21 protein-coding genes and 1 pseudogene are annotated in these 26,256 nt (G+C 51.1%); 9 read left to right on the top strand and 13 right to left on the bottom strand.

Going from position 1 to position 26,256, the window contains the following annotated elements:
- Window positions 1-63 precede the first annotated feature (63 nt).
- Together K3T82_RS09355 and K3T82_RS09350 are read right to left on the bottom strand one after the other, a co-directional pair.
- Window positions 64-1,655, bottom strand: a pseudogene (locus K3T82_RS09355) (acyl-CoA carboxylase subunit beta).
- 157 nt (window positions 1,656-1,812) lie between these two features.
- Window positions 1,813-2,655, bottom strand: coding sequence for a sulfurtransferase (locus tag K3T82_RS09350; protein ID WP_220193208.1), 843 nt, complete (start codon window positions 2,653-2,655; stop codon window positions 1,813-1,815).
- Window positions 2,656-3,000: 345 nt separating this feature from the next.
- On the opposite strand from K3T82_RS09350, the gene K3T82_RS09345 reads away from it, so the two are divergent.
- A complete protein-coding gene (locus K3T82_RS09345; protein WP_220193207.1) occupies window positions 3,001-5,058 on the top strand; it encodes a GMC family oxidoreductase in 2,058 nt (685 codons plus the stop codon).
- A 2-nt stretch (window positions 5,059-5,060) separates the two neighbouring features.
- Here the strand turns inward: K3T82_RS09345 and K3T82_RS09340 are convergent, their stop codons facing one another.
- From K3T82_RS09340 to K3T82_RS09315, 6 genes are all read right to left on the bottom strand, one after another.
- Window positions 5,061-7,817 carry a peptidase domain-containing ABC transporter gene (locus K3T82_RS09340; RefSeq protein ID WP_220193206.1) on the bottom strand — a complete coding sequence of 919 codons (2,757 nt, stop codon included), beginning with the start codon at window positions 7,815-7,817 and terminating at the stop codon, window positions 5,061-5,063.
- A gap of 125 nt (window positions 7,818-7,942) precedes the next feature.
- Window positions 7,943-8,515: a hypothetical protein gene (locus tag K3T82_RS09335; protein WP_220193205.1), complete on the bottom strand. Its 573-nt coding sequence runs from the start codon at window positions 8,513-8,515 to the stop codon at window positions 7,943-7,945.
- A gap of 281 nt (window positions 8,516-8,796) precedes the next feature.
- Window positions 8,797-9,036 carry a bacteriocin gene (locus K3T82_RS09330; RefSeq protein ID WP_220193204.1) on the bottom strand — a complete coding sequence of 80 codons (240 nt, stop codon included), beginning with the start codon at window positions 9,034-9,036 and terminating at the stop codon, window positions 8,797-8,799.
- A gap of 595 nt (window positions 9,037-9,631) precedes the next feature.
- Complete coding sequence (locus K3T82_RS09325; protein WP_220193203.1) at window positions 9,632-10,705, bottom strand: dipeptide epimerase; 1,074 nt, start codon at window positions 10,703-10,705, stop codon at window positions 9,632-9,634.
- Between the two features lie 69 nt (window positions 10,706-10,774).
- Window positions 10,775-11,920: a D-alanine--D-alanine ligase gene (locus K3T82_RS09320; RefSeq protein WP_220193202.1), complete on the bottom strand. Its 1,146-nt coding sequence runs from the start codon at window positions 11,918-11,920 to the stop codon at window positions 10,775-10,777.
- An 84-nt stretch (window positions 11,921-12,004) separates the two neighbouring features.
- A complete protein-coding gene (locus K3T82_RS09315; RefSeq protein WP_236031072.1) occupies window positions 12,005-13,390 on the bottom strand; it encodes a UDP-N-acetylmuramoyl-tripeptide--D-alanyl-D-alanine ligase in 1,386 nt (461 codons plus the stop codon).
- Window positions 13,391-13,734: 344 nt separating this feature from the next.
- Between K3T82_RS09315 and K3T82_RS09310 the strand changes: the two genes are divergently transcribed.
- Both K3T82_RS09310 and K3T82_RS09305 read left to right on the top strand, forming a co-directional pair.
- On the top strand, window positions 13,735-14,256 hold the full coding sequence (locus tag K3T82_RS09310; protein ID WP_220193200.1) for a YceI family protein: 522 nt from the start codon (window positions 13,735-13,737) through the stop codon (window positions 14,254-14,256).
- A 315-nt stretch (window positions 14,257-14,571) separates the two neighbouring features.
- Complete coding sequence (locus tag K3T82_RS09305) at window positions 14,572-15,549, top strand: NAD(P)H-quinone oxidoreductase (protein ID WP_220193199.1); 978 nt, start codon at window positions 14,572-14,574, stop codon at window positions 15,547-15,549.
- Window positions 15,550-15,626: 77 nt separating this feature from the next.
- On the opposite strand, the gene K3T82_RS09300 is transcribed toward K3T82_RS09305, so the two are convergent.
- Complete coding sequence (locus K3T82_RS09300; protein ID WP_220193198.1) at window positions 15,627-15,839, bottom strand: 2-phosphosulfolactate phosphatase; 213 nt, start codon at window positions 15,837-15,839, stop codon at window positions 15,627-15,629.
- A gap of 86 nt (window positions 15,840-15,925) precedes the next feature.
- Between K3T82_RS09300 and K3T82_RS09295 the strand changes: the two genes are divergently transcribed.
- Complete coding sequence (locus tag K3T82_RS09295) at window positions 15,926-16,357, top strand: DUF983 domain-containing protein (RefSeq protein ID WP_220193197.1); 432 nt, start codon at window positions 15,926-15,928, stop codon at window positions 16,355-16,357.
- A gap of 15 nt (window positions 16,358-16,372) precedes the next feature.
- Here the strand turns inward: K3T82_RS09295 and K3T82_RS09290 are convergent, their stop codons facing one another.
- The 4 genes from K3T82_RS09290 to K3T82_RS09275 all read right to left on the bottom strand — a co-directional run bounded on the left by K3T82_RS09290 (window position 16,373) and on the right by K3T82_RS09275 (window position 21,513).
- Entirely contained in the window at window positions 16,373-18,874 is a 2,502-nt protein-coding gene (locus K3T82_RS09290; RefSeq protein WP_220193196.1) for a protein kinase domain-containing protein, read from the bottom strand.
- A 99-nt stretch (window positions 18,875-18,973) separates the two neighbouring features.
- Window positions 18,974-19,519, bottom strand: coding sequence for an O-acetyl-ADP-ribose deacetylase (locus K3T82_RS09285; protein ID WP_220193195.1), 546 nt, complete (start codon window positions 19,517-19,519; stop codon window positions 18,974-18,976).
- Between the two features lie 340 nt (window positions 19,520-19,859).
- Complete coding sequence (locus tag K3T82_RS09280) at window positions 19,860-20,171, bottom strand: HU family DNA-binding protein (protein WP_220193194.1); 312 nt, start codon at window positions 20,169-20,171, stop codon at window positions 19,860-19,862.
- Between the two features lie 307 nt (window positions 20,172-20,478).
- Window positions 20,479-21,513: an MBL fold metallo-hydrolase gene (locus K3T82_RS09275; protein WP_220193193.1), complete on the bottom strand. Its 1,035-nt coding sequence runs from the start codon at window positions 21,511-21,513 to the stop codon at window positions 20,479-20,481.
- Between the two features lie 436 nt (window positions 21,514-21,949).
- On the opposite strand from K3T82_RS09275, the gene mraZ reads away from it, so the two are divergent.
- The 5 genes from mraZ (at window position 21,950) to K3T82_RS09250 (ending at window position 26,099) form a co-directional block, all read left to right on the top strand.
- A complete protein-coding gene (mraZ, locus tag K3T82_RS09270; protein WP_220193192.1) occupies window positions 21,950-22,357 on the top strand; it encodes a division/cell wall cluster transcriptional repressor MraZ in 408 nt (135 codons plus the stop codon).
- A gap of 75 nt (window positions 22,358-22,432) precedes the next feature.
- A complete protein-coding gene (gene rsmH / locus K3T82_RS09265) occupies window positions 22,433-23,392 on the top strand; it encodes a 16S rRNA (cytosine(1402)-N(4))-methyltransferase RsmH (protein WP_220193191.1) in 960 nt (319 codons plus the stop codon).
- Window positions 23,393-23,403: 11 nt separating this feature from the next.
- Window positions 23,404-23,799, top strand: coding sequence for a hypothetical protein (locus K3T82_RS09260; protein ID WP_220193190.1), 396 nt, complete (start codon window positions 23,404-23,406; stop codon window positions 23,797-23,799).
- A 161-nt stretch (window positions 23,800-23,960) separates the two neighbouring features.
- Window positions 23,961-25,706 carry a peptidoglycan D,D-transpeptidase FtsI family protein gene (locus tag K3T82_RS09255; RefSeq protein WP_220193189.1) on the top strand — a complete coding sequence of 582 codons (1,746 nt, stop codon included), beginning with the start codon at window positions 23,961-23,963 and terminating at the stop codon, window positions 25,704-25,706.
- A 51-nt stretch (window positions 25,707-25,757) separates the two neighbouring features.
- On the top strand, window positions 25,758-26,099 hold the full coding sequence (locus tag K3T82_RS09250) for a hypothetical protein (protein WP_220193188.1): 342 nt from the start codon (window positions 25,758-25,760) through the stop codon (window positions 26,097-26,099).
- Window positions 26,100-26,256 lie beyond the last annotated feature (157 nt).

The raw sequence follows: 26,256 nt of genomic DNA, 5'->3' as shown, positions 1-26,256 counted from the left end.
GAAGATGACAGAAGTGGAAGTGCTCAGAAAGCATTTCCACTTCTCTTTGTTTGGAACCTGTGGCTACAGGGGAATATTACCATGCTTCTTGGGGGATTGGAGTCGCGTTTGTTTTTGAGCATCTCCAGGGCGTTGATAAGTTTGACGCGTGTGTTACGAGGCTCTATGACCTCGTCTATGTAGCCCCGGCTAGCGGCAATGTAAGGATTGTTGAACTTCTCCGTGTATTCGGCGATAAGTTCCTTGCGGCGTTGCTCCGGATCGCTGGCGCGCTCAATTTCGTCCTTGAAGAGGATATTGACAGCACCCTCGGCTCCCATGACGGCGATCTCGGCAGTGGGCCATGCATAATTGATGTCGCCGCGAATGTGTTTACTACTCATGACATCATAGGCACCACCGTAGGCTTTGCGTGTGATGACTGTCAGCTTGGGGACAGTTGCCTCGCAGTAGGCGTAAAGGAGTTTGGCACCGTGACGAATAATTCCTCCATGCTCCTGACTTACCCCAGGTAAGAAGCCGGGTACATCCACAAAGGTGATGATTGGGATATTAAAGCAGTCACAGAAGCGAACAAAGCGTGCGGCCTTATCCGAGGCATTAATATCGAGGACGCCCGCTAGAGCGCGTGGCTGCTGTGCAACAATACCCACTGAGCGTCCATTGAGGCGCGCGAAGCCAATAATGATATTTTGCGCGAAGTGTTCTTGTACTTCAAAGAAGTTTTCTTCATCAACGATATGTTTAATAATCGTTTTCATATCATAGGGCTTATTGGAGTTATCAGGGATGATGCCGTCCAGCACTTCGTCAACGCGGGTGGGGCTATCGCTGGCCTCAATGCGAGGTGGATCCTCCATGTTGTTCGCTGGTAGATAACTGAGCAACTGGCGAATCTGGCGAATGCATTCTGGCTCACCAGGGCAGGCAAAGTGCGCGACACCGCTGGTACTATTATGGATCTGGGCGCCACCTAACTGCTCAAAAGTGACATCCTCATGCGTGACCGATTTGACGACGTTGGGGCCGGTAACAAACATATAGCTTGTTTCTTCGACCATAAAGATAAAGTCGGTGATGGCAGGCGAGTAGACTGCGCCTCCTGCGCAGGGACCCATGATCGCTGAGATTTGCGGTACGACACCAGATGCCAGAGTGTTCTTGAGAAAGATGTCGGCATAGGCTCCAAGGCTGACAACGCCCTCTTGAATGCGCGCGCCACCTGAGTCATTGAGGCCGATGATGGGGGCTCCGTTCTTCATGGCGAGATCCATGATCTTACAAATCTTTTCGGCATGCGCCTCCGAGAGTGAACCCCCAAATACGGTAAAATCCTGAGAGAAGACGTAGACCAGGCGTCCATCAACCTGCCCATAGCCAGTGACAACACCGTCACCGGGTATCTTCTGTTCATCGAGCCCGAAGTCAGAGGCACGATGGGTCACAAACATATCCAGTTCGTTAAATGTACCTGGGTCGAGCAGCAGATCAATGCGCTCGCGGGCTGTGAGCTTGCCCTTTTTATGTTGTGTCTCAATGCGTTTGGGTCCGCCACCCAGCTTTGAAGCTGCCTGGGCTTCCTGGAGTTCCGCCAGTTTTTCCCGCGTCCCCTTAGTGCTACTTGTTTCTTGTGAACTGCGTTCGCTAGTGGTCATAAGACAATCTCCGTTGATCTAAGGCAAGAATAGAGGGTACGTATGGCAGTATATCACAGGGGACTTTTTTGGGACTAATCCAGCCTTGTCAATAGAGTATTTCAACAAAAAAGAGCGCTCCCAAAGGAGAGCGCTCTCAATCGGACGCAAGAGGAACTCACCGCTCGATGGGGGAGCGGACCAGGCTTCCCCATTCTGTCCAGGAGCCATCGTAGTTACGCACGCTTGAATAGCCCAACAGCTGGGTGAGTATAAACCAGCTATAGGCTGCACGCTCACCAATACGGCAGTAGGTGATGACGTCGTTTTCTGTGGCGATGCCTTTGTCTTCGTAAAGCTTGCGTAGCTCATCCGCTGATTTGAATGTGCCATCTTCGCGGGCGCCAGTGGCCCATGGGATACTCTTTGCGCCAGGAATATGCCCGGCACGCTGCGCACCCTCTTGCGGATAGCTAGGCATGGCAATCAGTTCGCCACTGTATTCCTGGGGTGAGCGAACATCAACCAGGCGCAGGTTTGGAGCCTGGAGTTCCGCTAGCACCTCGTCGCGGAAGGCGCGAATATTTCCATTGGCTTCCTTTGCCTGGTAGTGGGTTCGCTCGTAGCTGGGAACTTCCTGTGTATAGGCTTTCCCGGCGCGCTCCCAGGTCGCTCGACCACCATTGAAGAGGCGCAGATCGGCATGCCCATAGAGGCTAAAGAGCCAGAATGCGTAGGCTGCGTACCAGTTGTTACGGTCACCATAGAGGACGATAGTGGTGTCATTCGAGACTCCCCAACGACTTAGGAGATTTTCGAAGCCCTCTTTATCAATGAAGTCGCGTGTCAGAGGATTCTGGACATCCACGTTCCAATCCAGTTTGACCGCTCCCGAAATATGCCCAACTTCATATAGCTGAACATCCTCATCGGCCTCGATAAAGCGTACGTGAGGATCTTGCAGGTGATCTTCTACCCAATTCACATCGACGAGCACCTCTGGTCGTGCATACTCTGACATCTCACTGGCTCCTTTTAAAAGTTGATTAAATAGATCAACAAAGTATTTTTCTCTTGAGCTAAGTATATGTTCCGATGTGGCGAGATGTCAACCTTAAAACGTGGAATTTTCGTGTTGGCTTGAAATGTTTGGCGGAATAACCATCGAATGCCTGCGTAGGCATATGCTATACTTGCGTAAAGCGATAGGTTGAGCGACTTTTCAAGTATTTTTCTGCGCAAGGTTTCCTAGAGCTTCCAGCGCTTTAAGATGGCGGAAGATGCGACATAGATGATGCCATCACATAAACTCGATGAGCAAACGCATATAGAGAGGACTTCTGTTCTTTCAAGGAAGGAGCGTCATATGCTTGGAACCACGCCCGTTGAAGGGCAGGGTGCATCGAAGCGCAGCGTGGACTGGCTCAGTGAGGAGGCGTTTCGTGTTTTGGAGTCAGTGTGTGAAACACTCTTTCCATCACAACTGCCACCAGAGGGATCTTCTGAGGAGGTTGCAGCCTATTATCAGCGTAGTGCCTCTGATCTCCAGCTTGCCTTGCTGGTTGCCGAAATGCTGGAGCAAGAAGATGCTGAGACCCAGGCGCGTTTTCGCCAATTCTTGACCTTGCTCTCCAGTCCGTTCATAAGCCTCCCGTTAGTCGGGAGGGCTCGTTCTTTCCCAGATCTACCTCCTGCGTCCAGGGAGCGCTATCTATTGAGTCTGGCTAATAGTCCCCTTGCGGCGCTACGTCAGGGCTTTCAAGCGGTGAAGCGCTTGGCTGGCTTCCTCTATTTTTCTATACCTGGCGTTGATGGTCGCAATCCCAATTGGAGAGCGCTGGACTATCAACCAGTGAGTTCCGATAATCCAACTGTAGCTCCTGAGCCACTTAAGATTGAAGCGATTGCTGCGGATTGTACTCTAGAATGCGATGTGGTTGTGGTGGGATCTGGCGCGGGTGGTGGCGTAGTCGCAGGCGAGTTGGCTCTGGCTGGCAAGAGTGTGATTGTGCTCGAGAAGGGTGGTTATTATCGCGACGAAGAGTTGAATATGCCAGAGGCGCAGGGGACGAGCGAACTCTATCTTAAGCGTGGCCTGCTGACCTCGCGTGACCTGGGGGTGGTGCTTCTAGCAGGTTCTACCGTGGGTGGGGGAACGGTGGTCAACTGGACTACATCGCTACATGCGCCATCTCATATCCTTGATGAGTGGGCTGCGTGCTCTGGCTTGGACTTCTTTACACATGACACTCTTCAAGAGAGCTTTAGCGCTGTTGAGCAACGTGTATTGGTCAATAGTGATAATAGTTCGCATAATCGGCAGAATAATCTGCTATTAGAAGGTGCGAACGCGCTAGGTATACAGGCGGGAACATTGCGGCGTAATGCTATGGGCTGTGAACAGCGCTGCGGCTCATGTGGCTATGGATGTCGTTATGGAGCCAAACAATCGACGACGAAGACCTATTTGCATGATGCCTGTGAGCATGGGGCACGTATCGTATCGCGTTGCGATGTGCGTCGGGTCATGATTGAGAATGGTCGGGCCGTGGGTGTAGAGGCGCTGGTACGGGATGTGGAGAGCGGCAATCAGTATCGTGTTGCGGTGCGCGCGAAGGTGGTCGTGGTCGCGGCGGGTGCCCTGAATACGCCTGCTGTCTTGCTGCGTTCGGGAATCGAAAATCAGCATATTGGTCGACACCTACACCTACATCCTACCTCAACGGTCAGTGGCTATTACCGTGAGAAGGTCGAGCCCTGGAATGGAGTAATGCAATCAGCGTATAGCAACCAGTATAGCCATCTGACGGATGGGTATGGTTATATTCTGGAGGTTCCGCCGGCGCATCCAGGACTGTTGGGCCTGTCCGTGCCATGGCGTGGTGCTCGCGAGTATCGTGAGCTCATGGCTCGCGCTGCCTACTTCGCGACCTTTATTGCCATTACACGCGATAAAGGCGCGGGTACTGTGATGATCAACCGTCATGGAGAGGCGGAGATTGAATATGTGACCTCTGTTTTTGATCGTCGCCACCTGTTGCATGGATTGAGGCAAGCCGCGCGTATGCATTGCGCGCTCGGCGCGGAGGGTATTACCTCATTGCAGAATCGCCCGACACTCATGAGGAGCATAGATGGGAAAGCATTGACTGATGAACAGCTTCACGAGTTTGAACGGCGCCTGGAGCGTCATGGTCTGGGGCCAAACCGGATTATGCTTTTCTCCGCGCATCAGATGGGAAGTTGTCGCGCGGGAGCTGACCCGCATAGGGCGGTTGTCGATGAGCGCCAGCAAGTATATGGAGTCAAGAACCTTTATGTTTGTGATAGCAGCGTTTTCCCGAGTGCGCTGGGTGTGAATCCGATGCTAACGATTATGGCGCTGGCCCATCGCGCTGCGCAGGAGATAAAACGCGAATGCTAAATTTACGCAGCTTCAATTTCACCACTCTCAATCTGGCTCTGAATTAAGTGGGCGTAATAGCCATTACGGCGCAGAAGCATCTCATGAGAACCTTGCTCTATGATGCTGCCCTCATCCAGTACGAGAATCACGTCCGAATTGCGAATAGTGCTTAAGCGGTGCGCGATGATGATCTGCGTACAGGAGAAGCGTTCAAGATTTTCTTCCACTGCGCGCTCGGTCGCCACATCAAGAGCGCTGGTCGCCTCATCTAACAGGAGGATTGCTGGCTGGTGAGCGAGCGCGCGAGCCAGCGCCATGCGTTGCCGTTGCCCTCCAGAGAAAGCGCTCCCTCCCTCGGAGACGAGCGTCTCGTATCCCATTGGCATCTTCTCGATATCCTCATGGATAGCAGCCGCCTGGGCCGCCTGTATGACCTGTGCCATATTCATTTCGGGATGATTAAAGGCAATATTTTCACGCACTGAGCCGCTAAAGATAAAAGACTCTTGTAAGACAACACCGAATTGACTACGCACCTCACGATAGTTTAAATCTTGCAAGGATATTTTATCGAACGAGATGGTGCCCTGTGTTGGTGTAATGAGGCCAATTAAGAGTTTTCCCAGTGTGCTCTTGCCTGAACCAGTTCTCCCTACCAGAGCTACCCGCTGCCCAGGAGCAATCTTCACATGTATGTCCTTGAGAATGAGATTTGTTTGTGGCGCGTACTGGAAACTTACATTGTTGACCTCAATACTGCCTGTCAACTTTGGTGGTGTACGTACCTGCTGGAGATCTTGCTCTGGCTCTGCTTCGAGTACATCAGCGATCCGCTCAAAATGCGCGCTAGCGATTTGTAGCTTCTGACCGCCTGATGCCAGAGAACTAAGTGGTGAGAGAAAGAAATTTGCTAGCGTATTCAGCGCAAACATGGTGCCAATAGGCATAGTGCCGTTGATAACCTGTGTTGCTCCTATCCACAGCAAGAGCATAGGGGACAGGCCAAACAAGAGCTCGAACACAATGCCGATGAAAGACACAAGATAATTGCGACGAGTCGAAATATTCATCTGATCGAAGTAAAGGTTTGTCCATCGTTCGAGTGCTCGCTCTTCCGCACCAGCAGCTTTAAGCGTAGCGATTCCTGCCAGCGTTTCATTCATGTACCCTTGTGCTTTTCCCTGAGCCATGAGTTCGTGCTGCATAAGCCTGCGTATAGCCGGGGCTGTCAGCAGTAGTAGACCAATCTGGAATATGCCAATGAGTACAGTCGCACCAGCTATGAATTTTGACAGACAGATCAAGGCGATCAGAGAAATAATCACACTGCTACTATCCAGCACCGTCGAAATGAGCTGACTGGAGAGCAGGTCACGAATGGCTGCATTACTGCTCATGCGGGAGAGTAAATCGCCACTTAAACGAACCTGGAAGAAGCGATATGGCAGGCTCAGCATATGCGTAAAGAAATGCAATGTCATTTGCACGTCGATGCGCGTTTGCAGGTAGATAATCAACGTGGCTCGCAAGAGCTTCGCGATGCCTTGCGCGACAAGCAGTAACAGCATGCCGATACCGAGCAAAACGAGCAGATTCTGGTTTGACGAAGGAATAACCGTGTCCACTATGACCGCTGTCAGAAGTGGTGTGCAGAGTCCAAACATCTGTAGTAGGAATGACGCACCAATGATTTGTGCCAGGATACCACGCATAGACAGCATAGAGCGTGCATAACTCATTAACGATAGGGAACTCTGCGCTGACTGTCGTGTGAATTGTGTCCCAGGCTCAAACATGAGCACTACACCCGTGAAACCTTCATCAAATTCTTTATGTGTGATGCGTCTTCGCCCAATAGCGGGATCGACAAGGTCGACATATTTCTTTGTCCAGCGCTCAACCACTACAAAATGATTAAACTCCCAGTGAATAACGGCTGGAAGCTCAACAAAGCGGAAGTCCTCTAGCTTCAATGAGACCGCTCGCACTTTCATACCATAAGAGCGAGCGGATTTCGCGATCATAAGCGCATTTAAACCATCTCTACCAACTTCACAGCGTTTCTGGACATCCGAGATGCTTGTTGCATGCCCATAGTACGAGAGAATCATCGCCAGGCAAGCTGCCCCACACTCCACAGCCGTCATCTGCCTCATTTCGGGAACCCTGCGGCGGCGCTTTACGCGATGTGGGCGAGTGGATGTCTGGGTATTCGTTGTTGGCGCCGCTTGTGCTTGCTGGGGCTCCTGTGAAGCTTCTTGCCTGACTGAAGGATCGTTGCTGATGGGAGTACAAGATGGGTTGACCCCCTCAACGCGAGGGATATGTGCCGATGTGGTGATTTCTTTCCGTCGACTGGGCAACGTGAGAATGGCAGGCTTTGTCGTCGTATGCTTGTCTGTCAGTGGCCCTGTCGAGGACAAAGAGGAGGATTGAATACTTCGATGGGGGCGCGAGGAGATGAACACTGATGATCTTGAGCTTCTCTGCTGATTCTCTGAGAACAGGCGTGCAGGATCAATTACCAGCGTTTTAAGTGACGTGATAGGACGCGAAGATTCATCGACAAGGTCTTTTAGCACCTTCATAGGATTAGTGGAAGCTGTAGAGTGAGCTGGCGTTGGTGATGTCATTTCACGCTGCGAATCCTCGCCCTTTTCTTGCTCATGACTAGGGAGTGACAAACGGGGCCGTACAGCTTTCTGGCTTTTGCTAGTCTGATAAGCATCATATATTGCTCGAGCAGTATCGTAACCTTGCGGTTTGTATTCATCCATAAACACATCGCCTCCCTTATGTGTATTAATCCTCCTGGCAACGAAGAAAAGCTAGAAAAAGGTTAGGTTTATAACACTCGATACCCAGACGTATAGTTGCCGTCCATGGCCGTTTGCTTGCCTGCTTATGTGAGTATTTGATTGAGACCCGGTAACAGAGAAAGCGCGCTTTGAGATCCAACCTGGATACGAGCTGAGAAGGCACTACCTGCATAGAGATTGCCTGAAGCCTCCGGTTCAAGGCGTATGATAACTACCACAGAAGGTCCGGATACTAATTGCGTATTCTCACCTTGAAGGCCAAACCGTGTACGTATATTGAGGGGACTCTCGGTATGCGCTTCAATATGATCTATAGTGCCGTGCAAGGGTGTCGCGGTTGAGCCAACGCTGAGTTCGGTGGGCTGACCAGGGTGGATGTGCGTTTGCTTAATGGATGCTAAAAAGAGCGCCGCGCTGACGTATTGGCTCTTCTCATTGGCGGTTTCCTGTTGTATTAAGATACCCTGTCCTGTGACAAAAACAGGAAGCCTTACTAGCCAGGCTAGAATTGTCGCACCCAGGAAAAGCACTAAGAGGAGCCAGAGAAAGATCCATGTTGGTGGAGCAACCAGGCGTAATACGATGCCTTGCTCTTGTCTTTGAAGATACCTTTTATAGGCGTCTTCGCGAAAGATGTTATTTTTTGTAGAAGCCATAAATAACACATGATACGCTAAAATATCATTTTGATCTTTGAGATCAAATAGTAATAATATCTTAACGCATATTTTTTATGTACTATAACTAACTTTATGAATAAGTTGATGAAAATGAGGGGCCCCTACTTAAAGGGTAATACAAAGTAGTCAGTTGGTAAGAGCAATGAACTACTTACCAACTGACTGCGCGAGCCCTGCTCACAGTGCATCTTTTTAATGTAATGCCTGTAAGTAGAGATGCGCTTTAGGCATCAGGCACTATTAATTAGCGTGCCTGATTAGAGGCCGAGGTCTGTTCCAAGGGTGACGTTCACGCTAGCAACCGGCGTCTCCGCGTTGATGGATTCACCTGTAGTCGTGTGTGGTAGCCCTGGAACGAGGCTTTTTACACCTGGAACGGTGCTTGTTACAGTGTTCAAAGTCTGACCAACAGTACCCAGCAATCCATTGCCGCCTGTTACCTGATCCAGTTCGGAATCGGTCAACTCTTGAAACATTGGCTTTTTCTCGTTGAACATAGAAACAAATCCTTCTGTTAGACTATGTGCATTTAGCAGTTTCCACCCGGTGAAAGATGGAGCTACTATTCACACTCGACTGACCTGACTTACCCGCAATATGTAAGAGAGACTGTCTCCAATCTCAAGATATCTTACGGAAAGCGGTCTTTCCACAATTGTTCAAGTTCGCCTGGTAAATAGACGTTCTCGGAACTATGGATAGTATACACGTCTCGAAATAGTCTCTTGCTCACGTCATTTAGAGTGTAGTAGGATGGTACTATTATTAAAAGATAAAATCCATAAGTGCTGTGCTTATTTTTAAAAGCACATCCGTAATTATGATATACTGTGTCGCTTATTTATCACTATATAAGTAAAATAACCTCTACATTATGACTGAGAGGTAGCAAACGGCAAGTAGATAGCTCATTTCTGATTTGATCTCTGATTGGTGAGTCTTATACCCTTAAGGTAATAGTAGCAAAAGGCTTTGCCAAAGCTGGACACTTGTTGTCTGACACCTGGAATTGGCTGTCAAGCAAAAGAGGATGGAAGCGATAACTTGGTCGTCGCTTCCATCCTCTTTTGAGTGTAGTGTGAAATACCTTTGTTAGCGGCGCTCAATGCCCAGGCCACTTCTGACAGAGGAGAGGTCATATGTGCCGGCGCGTTGATCATAGCCACCCTTGAAGGGATCCTCTGCCAAAAGCATGGGAGTATCCAGATCGATAAACGTAAAGCCGCCCAGGCCAGCTGCCAGGTGCGCAGCCGCCGCGATAGCTAGGCGAGACTCGATCATCGCTCCGATCATGAGCGGAACATGCATAGAGCGGCAGAGGGCTGCAATGTCGAGGGCCTCTACGATACCCGCCTTCATCAGTTTGATATTCACGGTATTGACCGCACCCATCTTGAGCAGGCGCGCGACGGATGAGGCATTGGCTGCGCTTTCATCGGCGGCGATGGGGACAGTCGTATGCTCAGTGACATAGCGTAGGCCCTCATAGTCATCCTTGTGTACTGGCTGTTCTAGTAGCAGGGGTCGGATGTCGCGGTTGTCCAGCGCTTCCAGGCAGAGGAGGGCCTCGTTAGCGGTATAGCCCTGGTTGGCGTCGAGCGTCAGGCTAATATTCGGCGCGGCATTACGAATGGCCTCGACGCGGTCGACGTCCTCACGTAAGTCGCCTCCCACCTTGACTTTGATGCAGGTAATGCCACGTGCGGCTGTCTCGGCGGCAAGTTCATAAGCTCGCTCGGGAGAGACCATTGGAATGCTCATGTCCGTAGTAACGTTGGTGCTGGCTCCTCCCAGAAAGACATAGAGTGGCACCCCATAGGAGTGAGTTAGCGCGTCAAGGACTGCCATCTCGATGCCAGCGCATACAACTGATTGCGCATAATACATGCTATGGACGAGATGGGAGATCTGACGCCAGTGAGCCGCATCCTTTCCTTTCAATAAGTCAATGCAACCTTGAGCTGCCGCGAGGGCGGTCTCTTGCGATTGACCTGTGCTCGGTGGCAGAGGAGCACATTCGCCATAACCAGTGCTTCCATCCTGAAGTGTGATGGTGATGAGCACATTACGCGCGGCATTAACGCTACCAGTGGCGATGGTAAAGGGCTCCAGGAGCGGAATGGTCAAAGGCTCGACGACGACTGAGGTGATGGTTGTACGTGACATTGTATACCCCTGCGAAAATAAGTGTGTGGTTCGCGCGTACCAGTATGCGCGAACCACGGCAATGGACGACTATTGAGCGAAATTAGTACGATTGCGCTGGAGATCCGAGTGGCGCTCAAGTGCCAACTCGATCAGGCGGTCAATGAGTTCTGCGTAGGAGAGGCCACTAGCCTCCCAGAGCGTAGGATACATACTGACCTTTGTAAAGCCGGGTAGTGTATTGACCTCGTTAATATAAATTTTGTTAGCCTCCTTCTCCAGGAAGAAGTCGATACGCGAGAGCCCACTAAGATCAAGTGACGTGAAGGCAACAAGTGCCTGACGACGCATCTCCTGTGAGAGTTCCTGCGAAACGGGGGCCGGGATAATGACCTGGGATTTACCATCGACATATTTGGCCCGGTAATCATAGAACTCGTTGCTGGGAATAACTTCTCCCATGACAGAGACGATAGGCTCATCATTGCCCAGGACCGCGCACTCAAACTCGCGACAGTTGATATTGCGCTCGATGATGATCTTGCGGTCATACTCGGCTGCAACATTGATGGCATGGGCTAGTTCTGCTCTGTCATGAGCCTTGTTGATACCCACACTGGAACCAAGATTGACCGGCTTAACGAAACAGGGATAGCCGAGTTTCTCTTCAATGGCGTTCATAATAGGCTCAGGATCGCGCTCCCATTGATTGCGACGATAGACGAGATAGGGGCCAACGGGTAAACCAGCCTGCTCGAAAATCATCTTCATCTTCTCTTTATCCATACCAAGTGCAGAACCAAGGACACCACAGCCTATGTAAGGAATATTTGCCATCTCGAGTAAGCCTTGCAGAGCGCCATCTTCACCACTGGTGCCGTGCATAACAGGCAAAATAACATCCAGAGCGCCATCGTCTTTGAGTGACTCGCCCTCTTTGACGGATATAAGGCGGCGTAGACTGGGATCGCCGGTGAACGTCACAGCTGTTGATTGCTCAAGCTCATGCTTGGCCTGAGTGTTTTTCTGCGCCTCGATCATACGTGCGGGTTCGACGCCAAGGAGCCACTGGCCAGCTTTGTTGATGGCGATGGGGACGACCTCGTACTTATCCTGGTTGATGTTAGCAATAACCGACTCCGCTGAAGCGAGAGAGACCTCATGCTCGCCAGAGCGGCCCCCGTAGATCAGGCCGATGCGGATTTTCCTGGTGGATGGCTCCTGTTGCTGGGTCATATGAATGATCCTTTCCATGGGTTGGGCTGGTGTACCAGTGGTGAGCAAGATACAAAGGACAGGCCATGATCTGCCCGAACCGCGTTAAAGCTGATTGATAAGAGTATCCATCGCGAGCCCGAGAGACGCTTTGATAAGTACAAGGTCGCTGCTGCGTATCTCTGCTTTCAGCAGGTCTGCGGCTGCACGCTTTGCTGCTTCTAGCTCGGCGGAATTCTCGATATCAGCACTATAGAAATAGGCATTCTCCGAGGGCATTCCGGCGTCGAGCGCACCTTCAACGTAGAAACGGGCCTGCTCGCCGATGGCAACGAGCGAATCCACCAGGGGAGCCAGGGCCGCTCCACAGGCCCGGTGTTCCTCGCGTGAGTATTTCCCTAATTCCAGAATATCACCTAACACTGCCCAACGTCTGCCTCCAGATGCGAGTGTGGTATCATGCATTGCCTGAGCGATAGCGAGGATCGATTGGCGGTTGGCATTGTATGAGTCATCAATGAGCGTACTACCATTGGGGCCGGGTTTGATCTCGCCACGTCTCTTTGCAGGTTTGAGTGCTTCGAGTGCCTGACGTATTTCGTCCAGGGAGATACCTGCTGCGCAACCCACAGCAGCGGCAGCCAGAGCAATCGTGATGCCGTGCTCACCTGGAATATGAAGCTGAATAGGCATCTCCTCTCCCTTGTAGCGCAAGGTGAAGCGCCGACCGAAGAGTGAATCGCCTGCAATATCAGTCGCGCGCACGTCTGCGCCCTCGCCCTGTCCATAGTAGAGGACTGGGGCTGAGGTCTGAGCGCTCATGGCACGAACGCGCAGATCATCATAGTTGAGCAGTGCGAGGCCATCTGGGGCCAGCGCCTGAACCAACTCGCTCTTGGCTATAGCGATCTGTTCTGGTGAGCCGAAATAGCCTAGGTGAGATGAACCAACATTTGTGATGAGTGACCAAGTAGGGCGGGTCACGCGACTAAGCATGGTAAGCTCTCCCACCCATTGCGCACCCATTTCCAATACCGCATAGCGGTGTTGGGGCTCCAGGCGTAGGAGTGTTAAGGGGTAGCCAATTTCGGTATTATAGGAGGCAAGGGTCTTGAGTGTAGGGGCGGAGCGCTCAAGAATGGCCGCGATTGCCTCTTTGGTGCTGGTCTTGCCATTGCTGCCAGTAATGCCAAGATAAAGTGTTTCCGGCTGGCGCTGGGTGCGAGCATGGGCAGTAGCGTGCAGGGCCTTGATAACATCGGGAACAATGATTTGCAAGAAGCCTGGCGGGATGTCCGCTACGGGGCGTGCGCAAAGCGCGGCCCTGGCGCCAGCCCTGGCGGCGCTGGCGATATAGTCGTGCCCATCCACTTTTTCGCCTTTAAGGGCGATAAAGAGGTCGCCTGCTTTAACCTGACGGCTATCGTGATGTGCCTCCCGAAAGATCATCTCTGGATTGGGCGCGAGTGTGCCGCTGATATGAACAGACATATCTTCCTTGTTCGCCTGTTGTAGGATATCGCCGAGGGTGAACATATAGAAGAAAAACCTCCACTCACTACATTTTGGTGCATTATATCATGGCTGTGAGCTAAATTTCGTGAATTTAAGTTGCTTGTCAGAAGTGTTGTAGAAGTTATATATGCCTCTGCTTACTCGCTATTCGCTGTGCCCGCCTATCACAAGCTATGTGGCGATAAAATAATTTGAAGGGTATCAGATTCGGACTATTTTTAAGTAAGTGTCTTGACAATTGCAAGTTGCATATGATAGAATGCAACTATCTTAAAGATAGTGACTAATAAAAGCATATTTGCTTTTAGGAGGAAATACAAATGGCTTGGGAAATTGATACAACTCATTCACACGTAAACTTTGCTGTGAAACATATGATGTTCAGCACCGTTCGCGGTAAATTCAAGGTGTTCAGCGGTAAGCTTAATATTGATGAGCAGAACCCAGCGAATTCATGGGTAGAGGCGGAGGCCGACGCGGCCAGTGTGGATACCAATGAACCCAACCGCGATAACCACCTGCGCAGCGGCGATTTCTTCGACGTGGAGACGTTTCCCACCTTCACCTTCAAGAGCACAAGCGTCGAGAAGAACGGCGATGGCTATAAAGTTGCGGGCGATCTGACCATCCACGGTGTTACCAAGCCAGTTGTCTTTGACGCCGAGTACCTGGGTCAGGGTAAGAATCCCTGGGGCCTCACTGTGGCAGGCCTGAGCGCGACTACCAAGATCCGCCGCAGCGAGTTTGGCCTAAACTACAATGCCGCGCTGGAGGCTGGTGGTGTGCTGGTTGGCGACGAAGTCAAAATCGAGCTTGACCTGGAGACCATCAATAAGGACTAAGGCTATTTAGTTCCCCGAGAAGGTTTGTCAGCATATATTAAATGGCGAAGGTTGCTTGTCCCTTTAGTATGGGGGGATAAGCAACCTTCGCCATTTTTGGTGTCCATGTAATAAAGCTGCCTCTTTGCCCATCTCTCATACGTGTTTCTGATAGACATAGCTTGAGTGCAAGTAGGTATAGACCACATCTACGAGAGTTGTAGAATTAGTATATCATCAATGCAAAGATCCGAGTCCGCATTGTACAATAGAGGCAACATCGGCTAGTGTATGGCTATTACAGATGCCGGAGGGACAGATAAAGGAGTCTTTAGAATGAGAGCGGTAATCATTACCAGGGCAGGGGGTCCAGACGTTCTGGAAGTACAGGAGATTGCAACTCCAGAGCCCACAGGGGAGCAGGTGCTGGTGCGTGTGCGCGCGGCTGGCTTAAATCGCGCCGATATTACACAACGCCTGGGGCGTTATCCGGCTCCTCCTGGATATCCAACCACTGTACCCGGTTTGGAGTTCGCAGGTGAGGTTGTCTCATCAGGACCGATGGCGCGTATGTGGCGTCGGGGTCAGCGTGTGATGGGGATTACGGGTGGTGGTGCCCAGGCGGAGTATTTGCTCGTACCTGAAGGGCTGTTGGTGGAAATACCCGAAAACCTGGACTTTGTTCAGGCGGCGGCGGTTCCGGAGGTGTTCATCACGGCACATGATGCTCTCTTCACACAGGGGGACTTAAAGATGGGAGAGAGCCTGCTGGTACATGCCGTTGGTAGTGGTGTTGGAACGGCTGCTGTTCAACTCGCGCGTGCGGTTGGCTGTACTGTCTATGGAACCTCGAGGACACCCGATAAGATTGAGCGTGCCAAGGAACTGGGGTTGGATGCGGGACTTTCCGTTGAGAAGTTTGCCGCCGAGATTAAAGAGGTCACAAGAGGCCAGGGCGTACATGTTGTGCTGGATTTCATTGGTGGCCCTTATATGGCAGGGAATCTGGACGCACTTGGCCTATGGGGACGCCTGGTCTTTCTGGCGACACTAGGTGGTGCGGAGGCACAGGTTGATCTGGGCAAGGTGATGGCGAAGCGCCTCAGTATTCGCGGCTTTACGCTCCGTTCGCGTTCTATGGAAGAGAAGCTCACAGCGACACGTCATTTCGCGACCCAGGTTGTGCCATTGCTCGCAAAGAGCAAGGTCCGCCCTATTGTAGAAGAGGTCTTTCCGCTGGAGCGCATTGTGGATGCCCACAAGACGATGCAGGAGAACCGCAACTTTGGTAAATTAGTTCTCACACTGGATTAGAGCAAGATGAGGGGTCCTCGCGTGCGCCTGTGCCCCTCTGTATTTTCTAGGCCCGAGTAATGATTAGCAAGCCAGTTTTAGCAATCTTGGCCTGTGACATGTGGAATAGCCTGTGAACGATTGACTTGCATACACAGCTCCAGATCCTCAGTAAGACCAGCTGAGCTGACGGCATGTGCAGCATAACAATATTTGAGCAAGCGAGTAGAAGGGAAGGCTTCATAGAGCGCAAGAGCCGCATGCGCACTCTCCTCTGGTTTCTCACTTTCTGATCGTGGCACAATGTTCATTCCAGGCTTCTCCCTTAACGTTGCAGCGTGAAATAGAACTTGCTACAATTTGTCTATAAATTGTATATAAGGGGGCCTGTCAGATTATGCACATTAAGTTATCGTCACTGTTGTGGCGCGGTTTGATATTGCGGTGTCCCATCTGTGGGAAGGGGTGGATTTTCCGCCTCCCCTTCAAGATGTATGAACAATGCCCACGATGTGAATTTCCCTATGACCGGGGCGAAGAGGGCTACTTCACAAGCTCTATGGCAATCAATATGGTTCTGAGTGAATTGATTGTAGCGGCTCTAGCGATTCCAATTGCTGCGAATCAGTCTATCCCGCTCTCGCTGCTCTGGTATATTGGCATTCCATTGGCTATCTTGTTGCCTTTCATTTTCTTCCACCATAGTCGAAGCTTCTGGATGGCGATGGATCATTTCTTTCATCCTGTTTCACGTGAGCATCTTGAGCAGAAGACGCGTATTTTTCAGCTTGATGCTGAAGAAGCACGTGCGGATAGTATGGAACCTTAAAGCACTAAAGGAGGGCTAGTCCTCCTTCTGCGCTTTTTCTTCCTTCTCCTCGGCTGCCTTCTTCTGGCGTCGTATGCGACGTTTCGCTGACTCACGAACTTCCTTCGCCAGTGTGTCATGTGGATTGAGCTCTAGAGCCTCTTCAACACAAACCAGTGCTTCCTCCGAGCGCTTCATTGTATTAAGCACATCTGCCTTCTCACGGAGTGTCCAGGCGTCGTGCGGAGCCAGGTCTAGAGCTTGATTGTAAGCCTGAAGCGCCTCTTCTTCACGCTTCAACTCCTTGAGAGCGAAGCCTTTGCGCCCATAAGCAAAGGCGTTATGTGGCTCAAGTTCAATGGCGCGTTCGGCTTCTTGCAATGCCTCATCATAGCGCTTAAGTTCGTTCAATACAAAGGACTTCTCTCGATAGAACCAGGCATTATGCGGATCGAGCGCCTGAGCTTGTGAATAAGCCTGTATGACCTCCTCATACTGCCCCAGGTTCTTGAGGGCAAACCCCTTCTGTACGTAGGCGAAGACATCGCGCTGATTGAATTGGATGGCTTTATTCGCGGCCTGAATGGCCTCATTGTAGCGCTTGAGGATATTGAGGACATGCGCCTGCTCACGATAGGTCCAGGCGTCATCATTATCCAGATCCAGAGCTTGATCGTAAGCTTGAAGTGCTTCTTCGTTGCGACCTAGATTCTTGAGGGCAAAGCCTTTACGTCCATAGGCGAATTCGCTCTGGGGATCAATCTCAAGCGAGTGATTGATGCATGTCAATGCTTCTTCATAGCGCTTGAGAGTATTGAGGAGATGTCCCTTCTCACGAAGTGTCCAGGCGTTATCTGCATCCTGGGTTAGGGACTGATCGTAGGCTTGTAGGGCTTCGGGATAGTGGCGAAGCTCCTTCAGAGTATACCCTAGATAAGCATAGATCCAGCCATTATTGGTATAGCCAAGTTTAATGGCAGCGTTAAGTGCCGTCAGTGCCTCTTCATAGCGTTCCAGGCGGTAAAGAGCAAGACCTTGGCCGCCGTAGAGCCAGCCGTTCGCAGGGTCAAATTGCAGTGCTTGCTCAAAGTAGGTCAGCGCTTCCTGGTAGCGCTCGATATCATTAAGTTTGTGTGCGGTCTCACCGTATAGCTTCGCTTTATCGGGGTCCAGAATGAGTGTAGGTTGCTGTGTGACAGGTGTACCCTGTGTTGGCAATGGGGGGAGTGATGGTACCTGTTGGTTGGGGGTGCTCCCCAGGCTTTGATATGCTGCACCCTGTGCCTGTGAGATGCTAGGAAAAGGTGCCTGAGGCATCCCTTGATGTGGCGGTAGTGTCCCGGTCATTAGAGATGCCGTCGGTGATGTTATTGCTTGTTCGTTATTTGGAGTGGAGATTTGCTGATCAGCACCTACCGTTGGATTGATGGGCGGATTACTAGCTGTAGGTGGAACCATTACTGTTGGGTTGATTGGCGAGGCTGATTGTGGCTCAACATTGACTGTTGGATTCAGGGCCGTGTTACTGTTAGGTGGGACCATGATGGTTGGCGTGAGTCCCTGAGCAGGAGCGGGCGGCGTATAAATAGTTTGTGTGGTGTAGCCTGAATTCAATGCTAGCAGAAAATCGGCCACACTCGGAAAGCGTTGTTCCCGGTCTTTGGCGAGCGCGCGTAGAATGGCCTGTTCAGTATAGGATGGGAGGCTCGCATTTATCTGGGTTGGTGGTGTGGGCTGCACCTTGGCGTGTTGGAACCACATTGCCTCAATACCAGGGTCGTTGAACTGGAAGGGCATACGTCCAGTGAGGAGTTCATAGGCAATGCAGCCAAGCGAATACTGGTCGCTCTTGATACTACTATAGCCTTCAAATTGCTCCGGTGCCATGTAGGCGGGTGTTCCACTCCGGTTCGCGAGACGTGTATGTGTCGATTCCAGTGTTACGGCGATGCCGAAGTCGGCGAGTAGTGCCTCACCTTGATTTCCAAAAAGAACATTCTCAGGTTTGAGATCACGATGAACCACTGATTGTTGGTGTGCATAGCTCAGACCATCGCCAAATTGGTTCAGGATGCGTAGCGCATCAGCGACCTGCAATGATGTGCCCTGCTGCTTAATTAGTAGATCGCGTAAAGAGCCACCCACAGCGTACTCAGCTACAAAATAAGGTACACCTTCATTGAGCCCGGCATCTAGCACTGGCAGGATATGAGCATGTTTTAAGCGGCGTAAGAGACGTGCTTCATCAAAGAACTGTTGCTCCGAAGCTGGATCACTGAGATTGGTGTGCAGAATTTTGAGGGCTACAATTGGCTCATCGGCGAAAATGACATGCTTCGCCTGGAAGACGCTGCCATATGAGCCGCTCTGCACCTCGGATTGAATTACATAGTTTCCAATCTGACGCCCAACGTAATCTTCAGCGCTGGGGCGGCCATGATGTGTATTGTTGCTGGTCATTTCTCGCTCCTGATTGGTATTTAAAGCAGGCCGTGTATTGTTAGGTGGAGTGGTGGGCACCCATAATGGGTGATGCATGCGAATAGAACCTTGTTACGACCTTTATTATAGTGAGCGTGATGGTAATCAGGCAAGAGGGGACGACTTCGCAGACTTTATTGGGAGAGAGGTGGAGTATCAGGGGGTGGGGCGAAGTATACGCTCAAGCTCTTGAGCATAAATCTTAAAGGTGCGCTCATCAAAAAGCACGAAAGCAATTTGGCGTAGCGTCGTGGGGGCTTGCCCGATATGTTCGATAACGGTTTGCAGCGCGATGGGGGCGGCTTCCACGACTGGATAGCCATACGCGCCAGTGCTGAGTGAAGGGAAAGCGATACTCTCAAGTTGATATTTCTCAGCAAGGTCTATGCACGCATCATAGGCGCTGGCGAGAAGTTGGGCGGCATCGGCATGATGTCCATAGATAGGGCCAACAGCGTGAATGATGTAACGGGCATGAAGTGAACCCGCAGTCGTCACAACCGCGCTGCCTGTGCGACAATGTCCGATCTGGCGACACTCTTGCATTACAGTCGGGCCAGCGGCTCGATGGATCGCGCCATCCACGCCCCCGCCGCCAGCGAGTGCGGAATTAGCCGCGTTCACTATCGCATCAGCGGAAATCTCAGCGATATTGCCACGCATAAGCATCAGCGTCACATTGTCGATAGCCTGAGAAATCATCACACATTTCCATTTCTGGCGTCTATCTGGAATCTGCAGTTGAGTCTCAATCTCTTCTCAATCAATAGTATGATCAGCGTGACAAAACGGGAGCATAGAGAAAGGCGCCCGACCTGCAATTGTGGGTGGTTTGATAAGAGCTTGGGTGCAGGTAAACAGGACGCCTGTATACTGTGACTGATAGTATGTAGAGTGCGTTGGGATTGAGAAAGGCCGCATTCTCGCACTTCTGATCCATATAGCGAGGGGCGTCTGGTTCGTTCTACCGTAAGACTTCCCAGAGTTATCCACCGCTTGCCCAAAAGAGCGGGATTGGCAGTGAGAATCACATGAATATCAACTATTTCTTGACGACAGCATCTGAGAGTTCTTTGCCAGGGGAGAAGCGCACTCGCTCCTTGGCAGGAACAACAATCTCTTTACCATCGCGGGGATTGACGCCCTTGCGTGCGGCACTGGTGCGAACTTTGAAGGACCCGAAACCAACCAGGCGTACTTCGTCGCCCTCCTGGAGTGCCTCGCGAATAGAATCGAGGGTGGCTTCGAGCACTTCGGCAGCCTGTTTCTGCGAAAGTTTTGCTTGTTTGGCGATCCGCCGTGAAAGCTCTTGACGACCGATAGTTTGCGCTGTAGCAGCTTTTTCTTTAGCCATAGGTACTAATCCTCCTTGCAACTATCAACACGTGCCGCCTGCCAATTGAGTTTCAAAAACCAAATATGGCCTGGTGCTTCACTCTGTACAAGACTACGAAGCCCCTGAAGCGGCATTATAACCTCACTGCCGTTAGGCAGTATAACATGCGAATTTAAGAAATACAAGCGTGTCACTATGGCTGGATAATTGAATATATATAGTAAAACCGCTCTACAGGCCGATTGAAGCGGTCATTGGGTAGCGAAAATAGGCTTGAAAAGCGGCCTGCCTTGCCTTCATTTTTGAGACGATTTTTTACAGTGTTCTATACCACTGAGTATCGAATAGTCCCATCATTTGCGAGTTGTTGTGTGACTTGATTCGTATAGCGTAGATATTCGAGATGCGAGAGTACTTCCGCAACCGCCATCCGGCGTGCCTCGTCGCTCTTTAAACGATCCTGAAAAAGCTGTGCTGTAATTGCTGCGGCGTGTTGGGAGCGGGGCGCTAATAAAGTCAGGATGAGTTGTAGACGCTCCTGATGATGATCTATGATCTCTTGCGCACGCTGAGTAAGGCCCGGAAATGGGTTGCCATGTCCCGGGAGCACCAAACTAGCAGGCAGAGTAGAAACGCGACGTAAGGAATGGATGAAATCATCGAGGGGATTAGGACGATTCTGAGTTGAATAGAGGCCGATATTGGGCGTGATACGTGGCAAGACATGGTCTGCTGACAGGTATATGCCGTCGCTCTCACGCAAAAGGCTAATTTGTCCATCCGAATGACCGGGGACCCAGAGCACGCGATAGCGTTCGCCAGCCAGAGTCAGATGTGTGTCATCCTCTACCAGGCGAAAGGCTTCATGAGGAGGAACGCTTATAACCTGCCGCCTTTTGTCCGGATCTTCGCTAGTATACCAGAGATCAGTTTGAGGCAGACCATGTTGTGCGAAAAAGGTGGATACTGTATCAAAGCGTTGCCCCATCGTGTTCTTCCAGATGATCTGGACCGCAGCCTCATCGATGGGATGCATGTAGACGGGGACATCAGTAAGTGCCTGGAGCTCGCCTGAGAGTCCCACATGATCAGGATGATGGTGAGTGAGTACAATCGCTTGCAGGTCTTCAAGAGCCAGGTGGGCGTCCTGTAACGATGTGTTAAAGGCTGCACGCGCCTCAGGCGTGCCGAGTGCTGTATCGACCAGAACCCAGCCATCGGGACCTACAAGAGCATAGACATTGACTGTGCGCAAAGGAAAAGGGATGGGGATGACGAATTGCCAGATACCTGGAGCGACCAGGCGAGCAGCAGTACTTTCTGCGTGCCCTGGCTTATGATCTGATGGTTGTTGTGGCATATGTTTGCTCCACCTCAAATGCATTGACCTGGATGTCGTTTGTAGATGTACATGTAGATGTGCCTGTTCACGTTTGATTGTAGGCTGGATGCCTAATACCTGTCAAATAAGAGCCTTGTTTAGTTAATCTGTTATACGCCATTAATTAATAGGAGCTTTCAGCAACTTGGTTAGAAACTTCTTAGCATTCAAGCATTTTGTAAGGCGGCATAGAATCCTGAAGAGTAAGTAGAGAAGAAGTTTAAATAGGATAGCTTTGAGATGCCAAAACTAAAATTGGCTAAGAAGGCTCTTTTCCGATATACCCTTTAAGTGCTACAATGTAGTGGGGGAAAGTGGGTCAAAGTGGGGAAATTTTGGCAAAGAAGTTGTTCTATAGAGTAGCATCGTCGTTTGGTCGAATCAGCACGTTAAGAGCGTGAGATGGTCATAGGCTATGTTTCTGGGAGAGTACGAACATACAATAGATAGTAAGGGTCGTATGGCAATACCGGCACGTTTTCGCACACAGTTGGATCGGGGTGCGGTGCTAGGTAAGGGCATGGGGACCTGCCTCTCTCTGTACACTATGGCTCGCTGGGAAGAAAAATCCAATGAACTGATCGCAGGCAAGTCAAGTGAGGAACTACGCGACTTTGAGCGGCGGATTTATCCTAGCGCAAGTGAAGTGGAATTAGATGGGCAGGGACGAATTGTACTTCCAGCAAAATTACGTGCCTATGCTTCATTTCGTACAGAGGTTACGATTGTTGGCGTACGCGATCATGTAGAAATCTGGGATCGTGCGACTTGGCGTGCCTATCAAGACCGACTTGATGCTGAGGGTAGCGGTATACCCTTTTAACAGGTAACTACTTCGTCGTTGGCTGGCACATCTCGTACTGGCTCCAATGACCTTTTAACATAAAGATGTGTTGGCATGAATAGAGAGCAAACGCAACATATACCTGTGATGCTGGACGCGGTTATGGAGTATCTGCGTCCTACACCAGGTGGACATTACATTGATGGGACTCTGGGGGGAGGAGGCCACACCAGCGAATTGTTGAGGCTTTCCGCACCCGATGGGTGTGTGCTGGGCATCGATACCGATAGCCGGGCTCAGGAGCGCGTAAAGGCTCGACTTCGCGAGGAGATCGCGCAGGGACGCCTGGTCCTCAGCCACGGAAACTTCGCCGATATGGAGCGCCTCGCACGCGAGGCTAACTTCACTGGAGTTGAGGGTATTTTGCTGGATCTGGGCTTCTCTTCGGACCAGATGGATGATCCGCAACGAGGCTTTGCTTTTAGCGCCGATGGTCCGCTTGATATGCGTCTCAATCAGGATCTTGCTATTAACGCGACGGATATTGTGAATAGTGCAAGTGAGGAAGAATTGGCTGATATCTTCTGGCGTTATGGTGAGGAGCGTCGTTCGCGCTTGATCGCACGTCGTATTGTGCGCGAGCGCGAGAAGCAAGCGATTACACACACTGGACAGTTGGCGAGCATCGCTGCGGCGGGAGTGCCTTATAAACACGGTGCGATTCACCCTGCTACGCGCGTCTTTCAAGCCTTAAGGATCGCGGTCAATCAGGAATTGGAGCGCCTGGAAGCGGTATTGCCACAGATGCTAGCGCTTTTGCAAGCAGGCGGTAAGCAGGGCAGGCTCGCTATTATCTCTTTTCACTCGCTGGAAGATCGCATCGTTAAAGCCTTTCTTAAACGTGAGGCGACGGATTGCATCTGTCCTCCGCGTATGCCGGTCTGCGTATGCGGTCATAAGGCCAGTCTACGCATTCTGACCAGCAAACCAGTGTTTCCAACTGAACAGGAGATAGCGAGCAATCCACGGGCTCGTAGCGCGCGCCTCCGCGCGGCGCAAGTGCTCACAGAGTGAAAGGATACAGCATGGACAGCAAGCAGGACCAAAGGGACGAAACCAGAAAACATGAAGAGGAACCCATCATTGTCGCCTCACGTCGCGGTCAGTTTCGCCCATTTTTCTTTCGCATGGGTCCTACCTCGCTTTTTGTTGCCAGCGTCGTCCTGATTAGTCTCATGGCTGTTCTCTATCTGAGCCAGCTTGGGCAGGGAGTTGCAACCAATCAGCAGTTGCAGAGCACGCGTGTGAACGAGAGTAAGATCGAGCGTCAAAACCATGATCTGTTGCAAAAATTGGCTGAGGAACGCTCACCAGCCTATATCGCTGAGCAAGCACGCAAACAGGGTCTTCAGCCCTCTGATCCAGATGATATTCAGATCATTACTGTGCGTGGTCTGGAGTCGGTACCAGGTGAGCCGTAATTGAAAGATCACAGGCCTTCCGCTTTTCAGTTGGAGGGATGTATGAACTATATTAAGCAGACTCTGAGGGCACAGGGCTATTTAGGCCCACAGTTCTCTCTTTCTATGACCTGACAACTCTCTATTTCCACCTAAGAAACGAGGATGCAAGGAGAAATCGAATGAGCCCAGAGCTACAACGAGCGCGCCGCAGGCAAACAGTTATCTTCTTGCTGATCTGTGTTGCGATGGTGGTGTTGTTGGGACGGCTCTATTATTGGCAGGCCATCCGATCAGACCAGCTTACCCGGTGGGCCAATGCCGAGCACACACAAAATCAGGTCGTTGACGCGCCGCGTGGTACTATTTATGATAGCGCTGGCATCGTCCTTGCTACCAACGTCATTCGGGATGATGTGTATATTGAACCGCTGCAGTTTGCTAGCGATAATCTTGACGCTGAGCAGAGCAAGATCGAGCTTCAGAAGATTGTCTCCAAGCTGCATCAGGCACTTCCCTCACTCTCGGAAGCCCAACTGAGTGCTGACTTTGCTTCTGGGCGTTCTACCATACGTATTGCAACCCTGGTTGATCCTGCACAGAGTCAGCAATTGCGCAATTTGCAAGTCCCGTATACCTTTCTGGAGCCGCGTACGGTGCGAGTGTACCCCAGCAATGATCTGGTGGCGCAAATTCTAGGCTATGTCCAGCCTGACGAGGGGGGACTGTATGGCATTGAAGGGACGTTTGATAAACTCCTGGCAGGTAAGCCGGGAAGTTTCACGGCTGAGACTGACCTGAATGGCAACCCACTAACTGTAGGTGCTAGCTCCGAGCAAGCAGTTATTAATGGTGCGAACCTGACGCTCTCTATCGATAGCACAATGCAGTATATTGCGCAGCAGGCGCTGATGAGTCGAATCAAAGAGACGAGTGCTCTTGGCGGGACAGCAACTATCGTTGATGTCAAAACAGGAGCGCTTGTTGCTATGGTTGGTGCGCCAACCTTTGATCCCAATAGCTATAGCAAATATTACAATAAGCGGGGCTGTCTGGATACGTTGAGCGTCTATTTCAATCCAGTGTTGATGTGTACTTATGAGCCTGGGTCAACCATGAAGGCGATCACTTTGGCAGCGGCCCTGGATCAGGGAGTAGTTACTCCAACAACTACTATTGAGGATAATGGTACTGTCACTTTTGATGATGCGGTATTGGTCGCGAATTGGGAGCATCAGGCGCATGGAACTGAGAGTATGACTCAGATCCTCGATTACTCCGCCAATGTAGGGGCCGCCACGGTCGCACATGACTTCCTGACAGCCAAGCGTTATTATCCCTATCTGGAGCGTTTTGGTTTTGGTACGCGTACCAATGTTGGCGGTATTGAGGCTCCAGGTGGGTATCGAACTCCTACATCGCAGGGATGGACGCCTAGCGACCTGACACGTCAGGCATTTGGGCAGAGCATTACTGCCACGCCTCTCCAGGTTGTGATGGCCTATGCCGCAATCGCTAATCAAGGAGCTATGATGCGGCCATATCTGGTCTCACAAATCGATGACAATGGCAAGCTGACATCTACGAAGTCGCAGGTGTTCCGTCAGGTTATCAGTAAAAAGTCCTCCCAGGAGTTAACGCAGATGCTCACTCACGCAGCCGATTATAATAAGCAGGTTGTTGTGCCGGGCTATAGCGTTGCGGCGAAGAGTGGAACCGCGACTACACAGGGTGTTTCTGAGGATCAGACGGAAGCCTCAATCGCGGGTTTCCTGCCCGCGTCGAATCCGCGCTTCGCTATCCTTGTGACGCTCGACCGTCCTCAGAGCACCATTTATGGTGGGACGGCGGCGGCACCATTATGGAACAAGATCGCGCAGCAGTTAATGTGGCGTTATCATGTCGCATCGGACCGCCCTGTGAAGTAGCTTGTAATGCTCCACAGATCGTTAGTCGATGAGAGGTTGAGAAGGAACGTTATGCAGGAAAACAAGGAAGAGCCGCCACAAAGGCAGCACAAGCTAGAGAATGAACTCAGCAAAGCCTGGCAAGAGTTGCTTGGCATGGAGGTAGAAGGAGTGGAAGAAGGTATGAACCAGGAGCAGCAGGGCGCTATTGGAGTACCCTTGCTTGCAAGCGATCCCTGGCAAAAGCTTGTTCAGGGCAAAGGCAATGAAGAGCTTGATCTGCAAAAAAACCACCTGCATATGAGCGATCAGGATGTTGAGCAAGCCTTGCAGATTATGCAAGAAGACGAGGTGCAGCAGAGAGGCGCACCTCTACCAGAGGATAGGGGAAAGAATACCGAGGAGAATGCCTAGCGATGCTATGTCCGCCAGGAATGGATGGTTACTAGAATCGCTCTGACTTAGTGGGGAGGTGTTGAGGTGAGGAATGAGAAGAGCCAGATACAAGCGCTTCTATATGGACGTAGGAGCTTGAGCGCCCAACTAGAGAGCCGAGTCGAAACGTCGATCC

Origin of the sequence: Ktedonospora formicarum (genome assembly GCF_016587355.1) — a bacterium.
GTDB lineage: Bacteria > Chloroflexota > Ktedonobacteria > Ktedonobacterales > Ktedonobacteraceae > Ktedonobacter > Ktedonobacter formicarum.
The sequence above is the reverse complement of the archived record's forward strand: the minus strand, read 5'-3'. Positions and strand labels throughout refer to the sequence as shown.

Bases quoted from the DNA above. Each gene is read 5' to 3' on its own strand.
- K3T82_RS09255 (WP_220193189.1), top strand. From the start codon at position 23,961: ATGAGCCCAGAGCTACAACGAGCGCGCCGCAGGCAAACAGTTATCTTC.
- K3T82_RS09250 (WP_220193188.1), top strand. From the start codon at position 25,758: ATGCAGGAAAACAAGGAAGAGCCGCCACAAAGGCAGCACAAGCTAGAG.
- K3T82_RS09300 (WP_220193198.1), bottom strand. From the start codon at position 15,839: ATGAACATTGTGCCACGATCAGAAAGTGAGAAACCAGAGGAGAGTGCG.
- K3T82_RS09315 (WP_236031072.1), bottom strand. From the start codon at position 13,390: ATGTCTGTTCATATCAGCGGCACACTCGCGCCCAATCCAGAGATGATC.
- K3T82_RS09335 (WP_220193205.1), bottom strand. From the start codon at position 8,515: ATGGCTTCTACAAAAAATAACATCTTTCGCGAAGACGCCTATAAAAGG.
- K3T82_RS09305 (WP_220193199.1), top strand. From the start codon at position 14,572: ATGAGAGCGGTAATCATTACCAGGGCAGGGGGTCCAGACGTTCTGGAA.
- K3T82_RS09330 (WP_220193204.1), bottom strand. From the start codon at position 9,036: ATGTTCAACGAGAAAAAGCCAATGTTTCAAGAGTTGACCGATTCCGAA.
- rsmH (WP_220193191.1), top strand. From the start codon at position 22,433: ATGAATAGAGAGCAAACGCAACATATACCTGTGATGCTGGACGCGGTT.
- K3T82_RS09260 (WP_220193190.1), top strand. From the start codon at position 23,404: ATGGACAGCAAGCAGGACCAAAGGGACGAAACCAGAAAACATGAAGAG.
- K3T82_RS09325 (WP_220193203.1), bottom strand. From the start codon at position 10,705: ATGTCACGTACAACCATCACCTCAGTCGTCGTCGAGCCTTTGACCATT.
- K3T82_RS09295 (WP_220193197.1), top strand. From the start codon at position 15,926: ATGCACATTAAGTTATCGTCACTGTTGTGGCGCGGTTTGATATTGCGG.
- mraZ (WP_220193192.1), top strand. From the start codon at position 21,950: ATGTTTCTGGGAGAGTACGAACATACAATAGATAGTAAGGGTCGTATG.
- K3T82_RS09320 (WP_220193202.1), bottom strand. From the start codon at position 11,920: ATGACCCAGCAACAGGAGCCATCCACCAGGAAAATCCGCATCGGCCTG.
- K3T82_RS09275 (WP_220193193.1), bottom strand. From the start codon at position 21,513: ATGCCACAACAACCATCAGATCATAAGCCAGGGCACGCAGAAAGTACT.
- K3T82_RS09345 (WP_220193207.1), top strand. From the start codon at position 3,001: ATGCTTGGAACCACGCCCGTTGAAGGGCAGGGTGCATCGAAGCGCAGC.
- K3T82_RS09280 (WP_220193194.1), bottom strand. From the start codon at position 20,171: ATGGCTAAAGAAAAAGCTGCTACAGCGCAAACTATCGGTCGTCAAGAG.
- K3T82_RS09340 (WP_220193206.1), bottom strand. From the start codon at position 7,817: ATGGATGAATACAAACCGCAAGGTTACGATACTGCTCGAGCAATATAT.
- K3T82_RS09285 (WP_220193195.1), bottom strand. From the start codon at position 19,519: ATGATTTCTCAGGCTATCGACAATGTGACGCTGATGCTTATGCGTGGC.
- K3T82_RS09310 (WP_220193200.1), top strand. From the start codon at position 13,735: ATGGCTTGGGAAATTGATACAACTCATTCACACGTAAACTTTGCTGTG.
- K3T82_RS09350 (WP_220193208.1), bottom strand. From the start codon at position 2,655: ATGTCAGAGTATGCACGACCAGAGGTGCTCGTCGATGTGAATTGGGTA.
- K3T82_RS09290 (WP_220193196.1), bottom strand. From the start codon at position 18,874: ATGCATCACCCATTATGGGTGCCCACCACTCCACCTAACAATACACGG.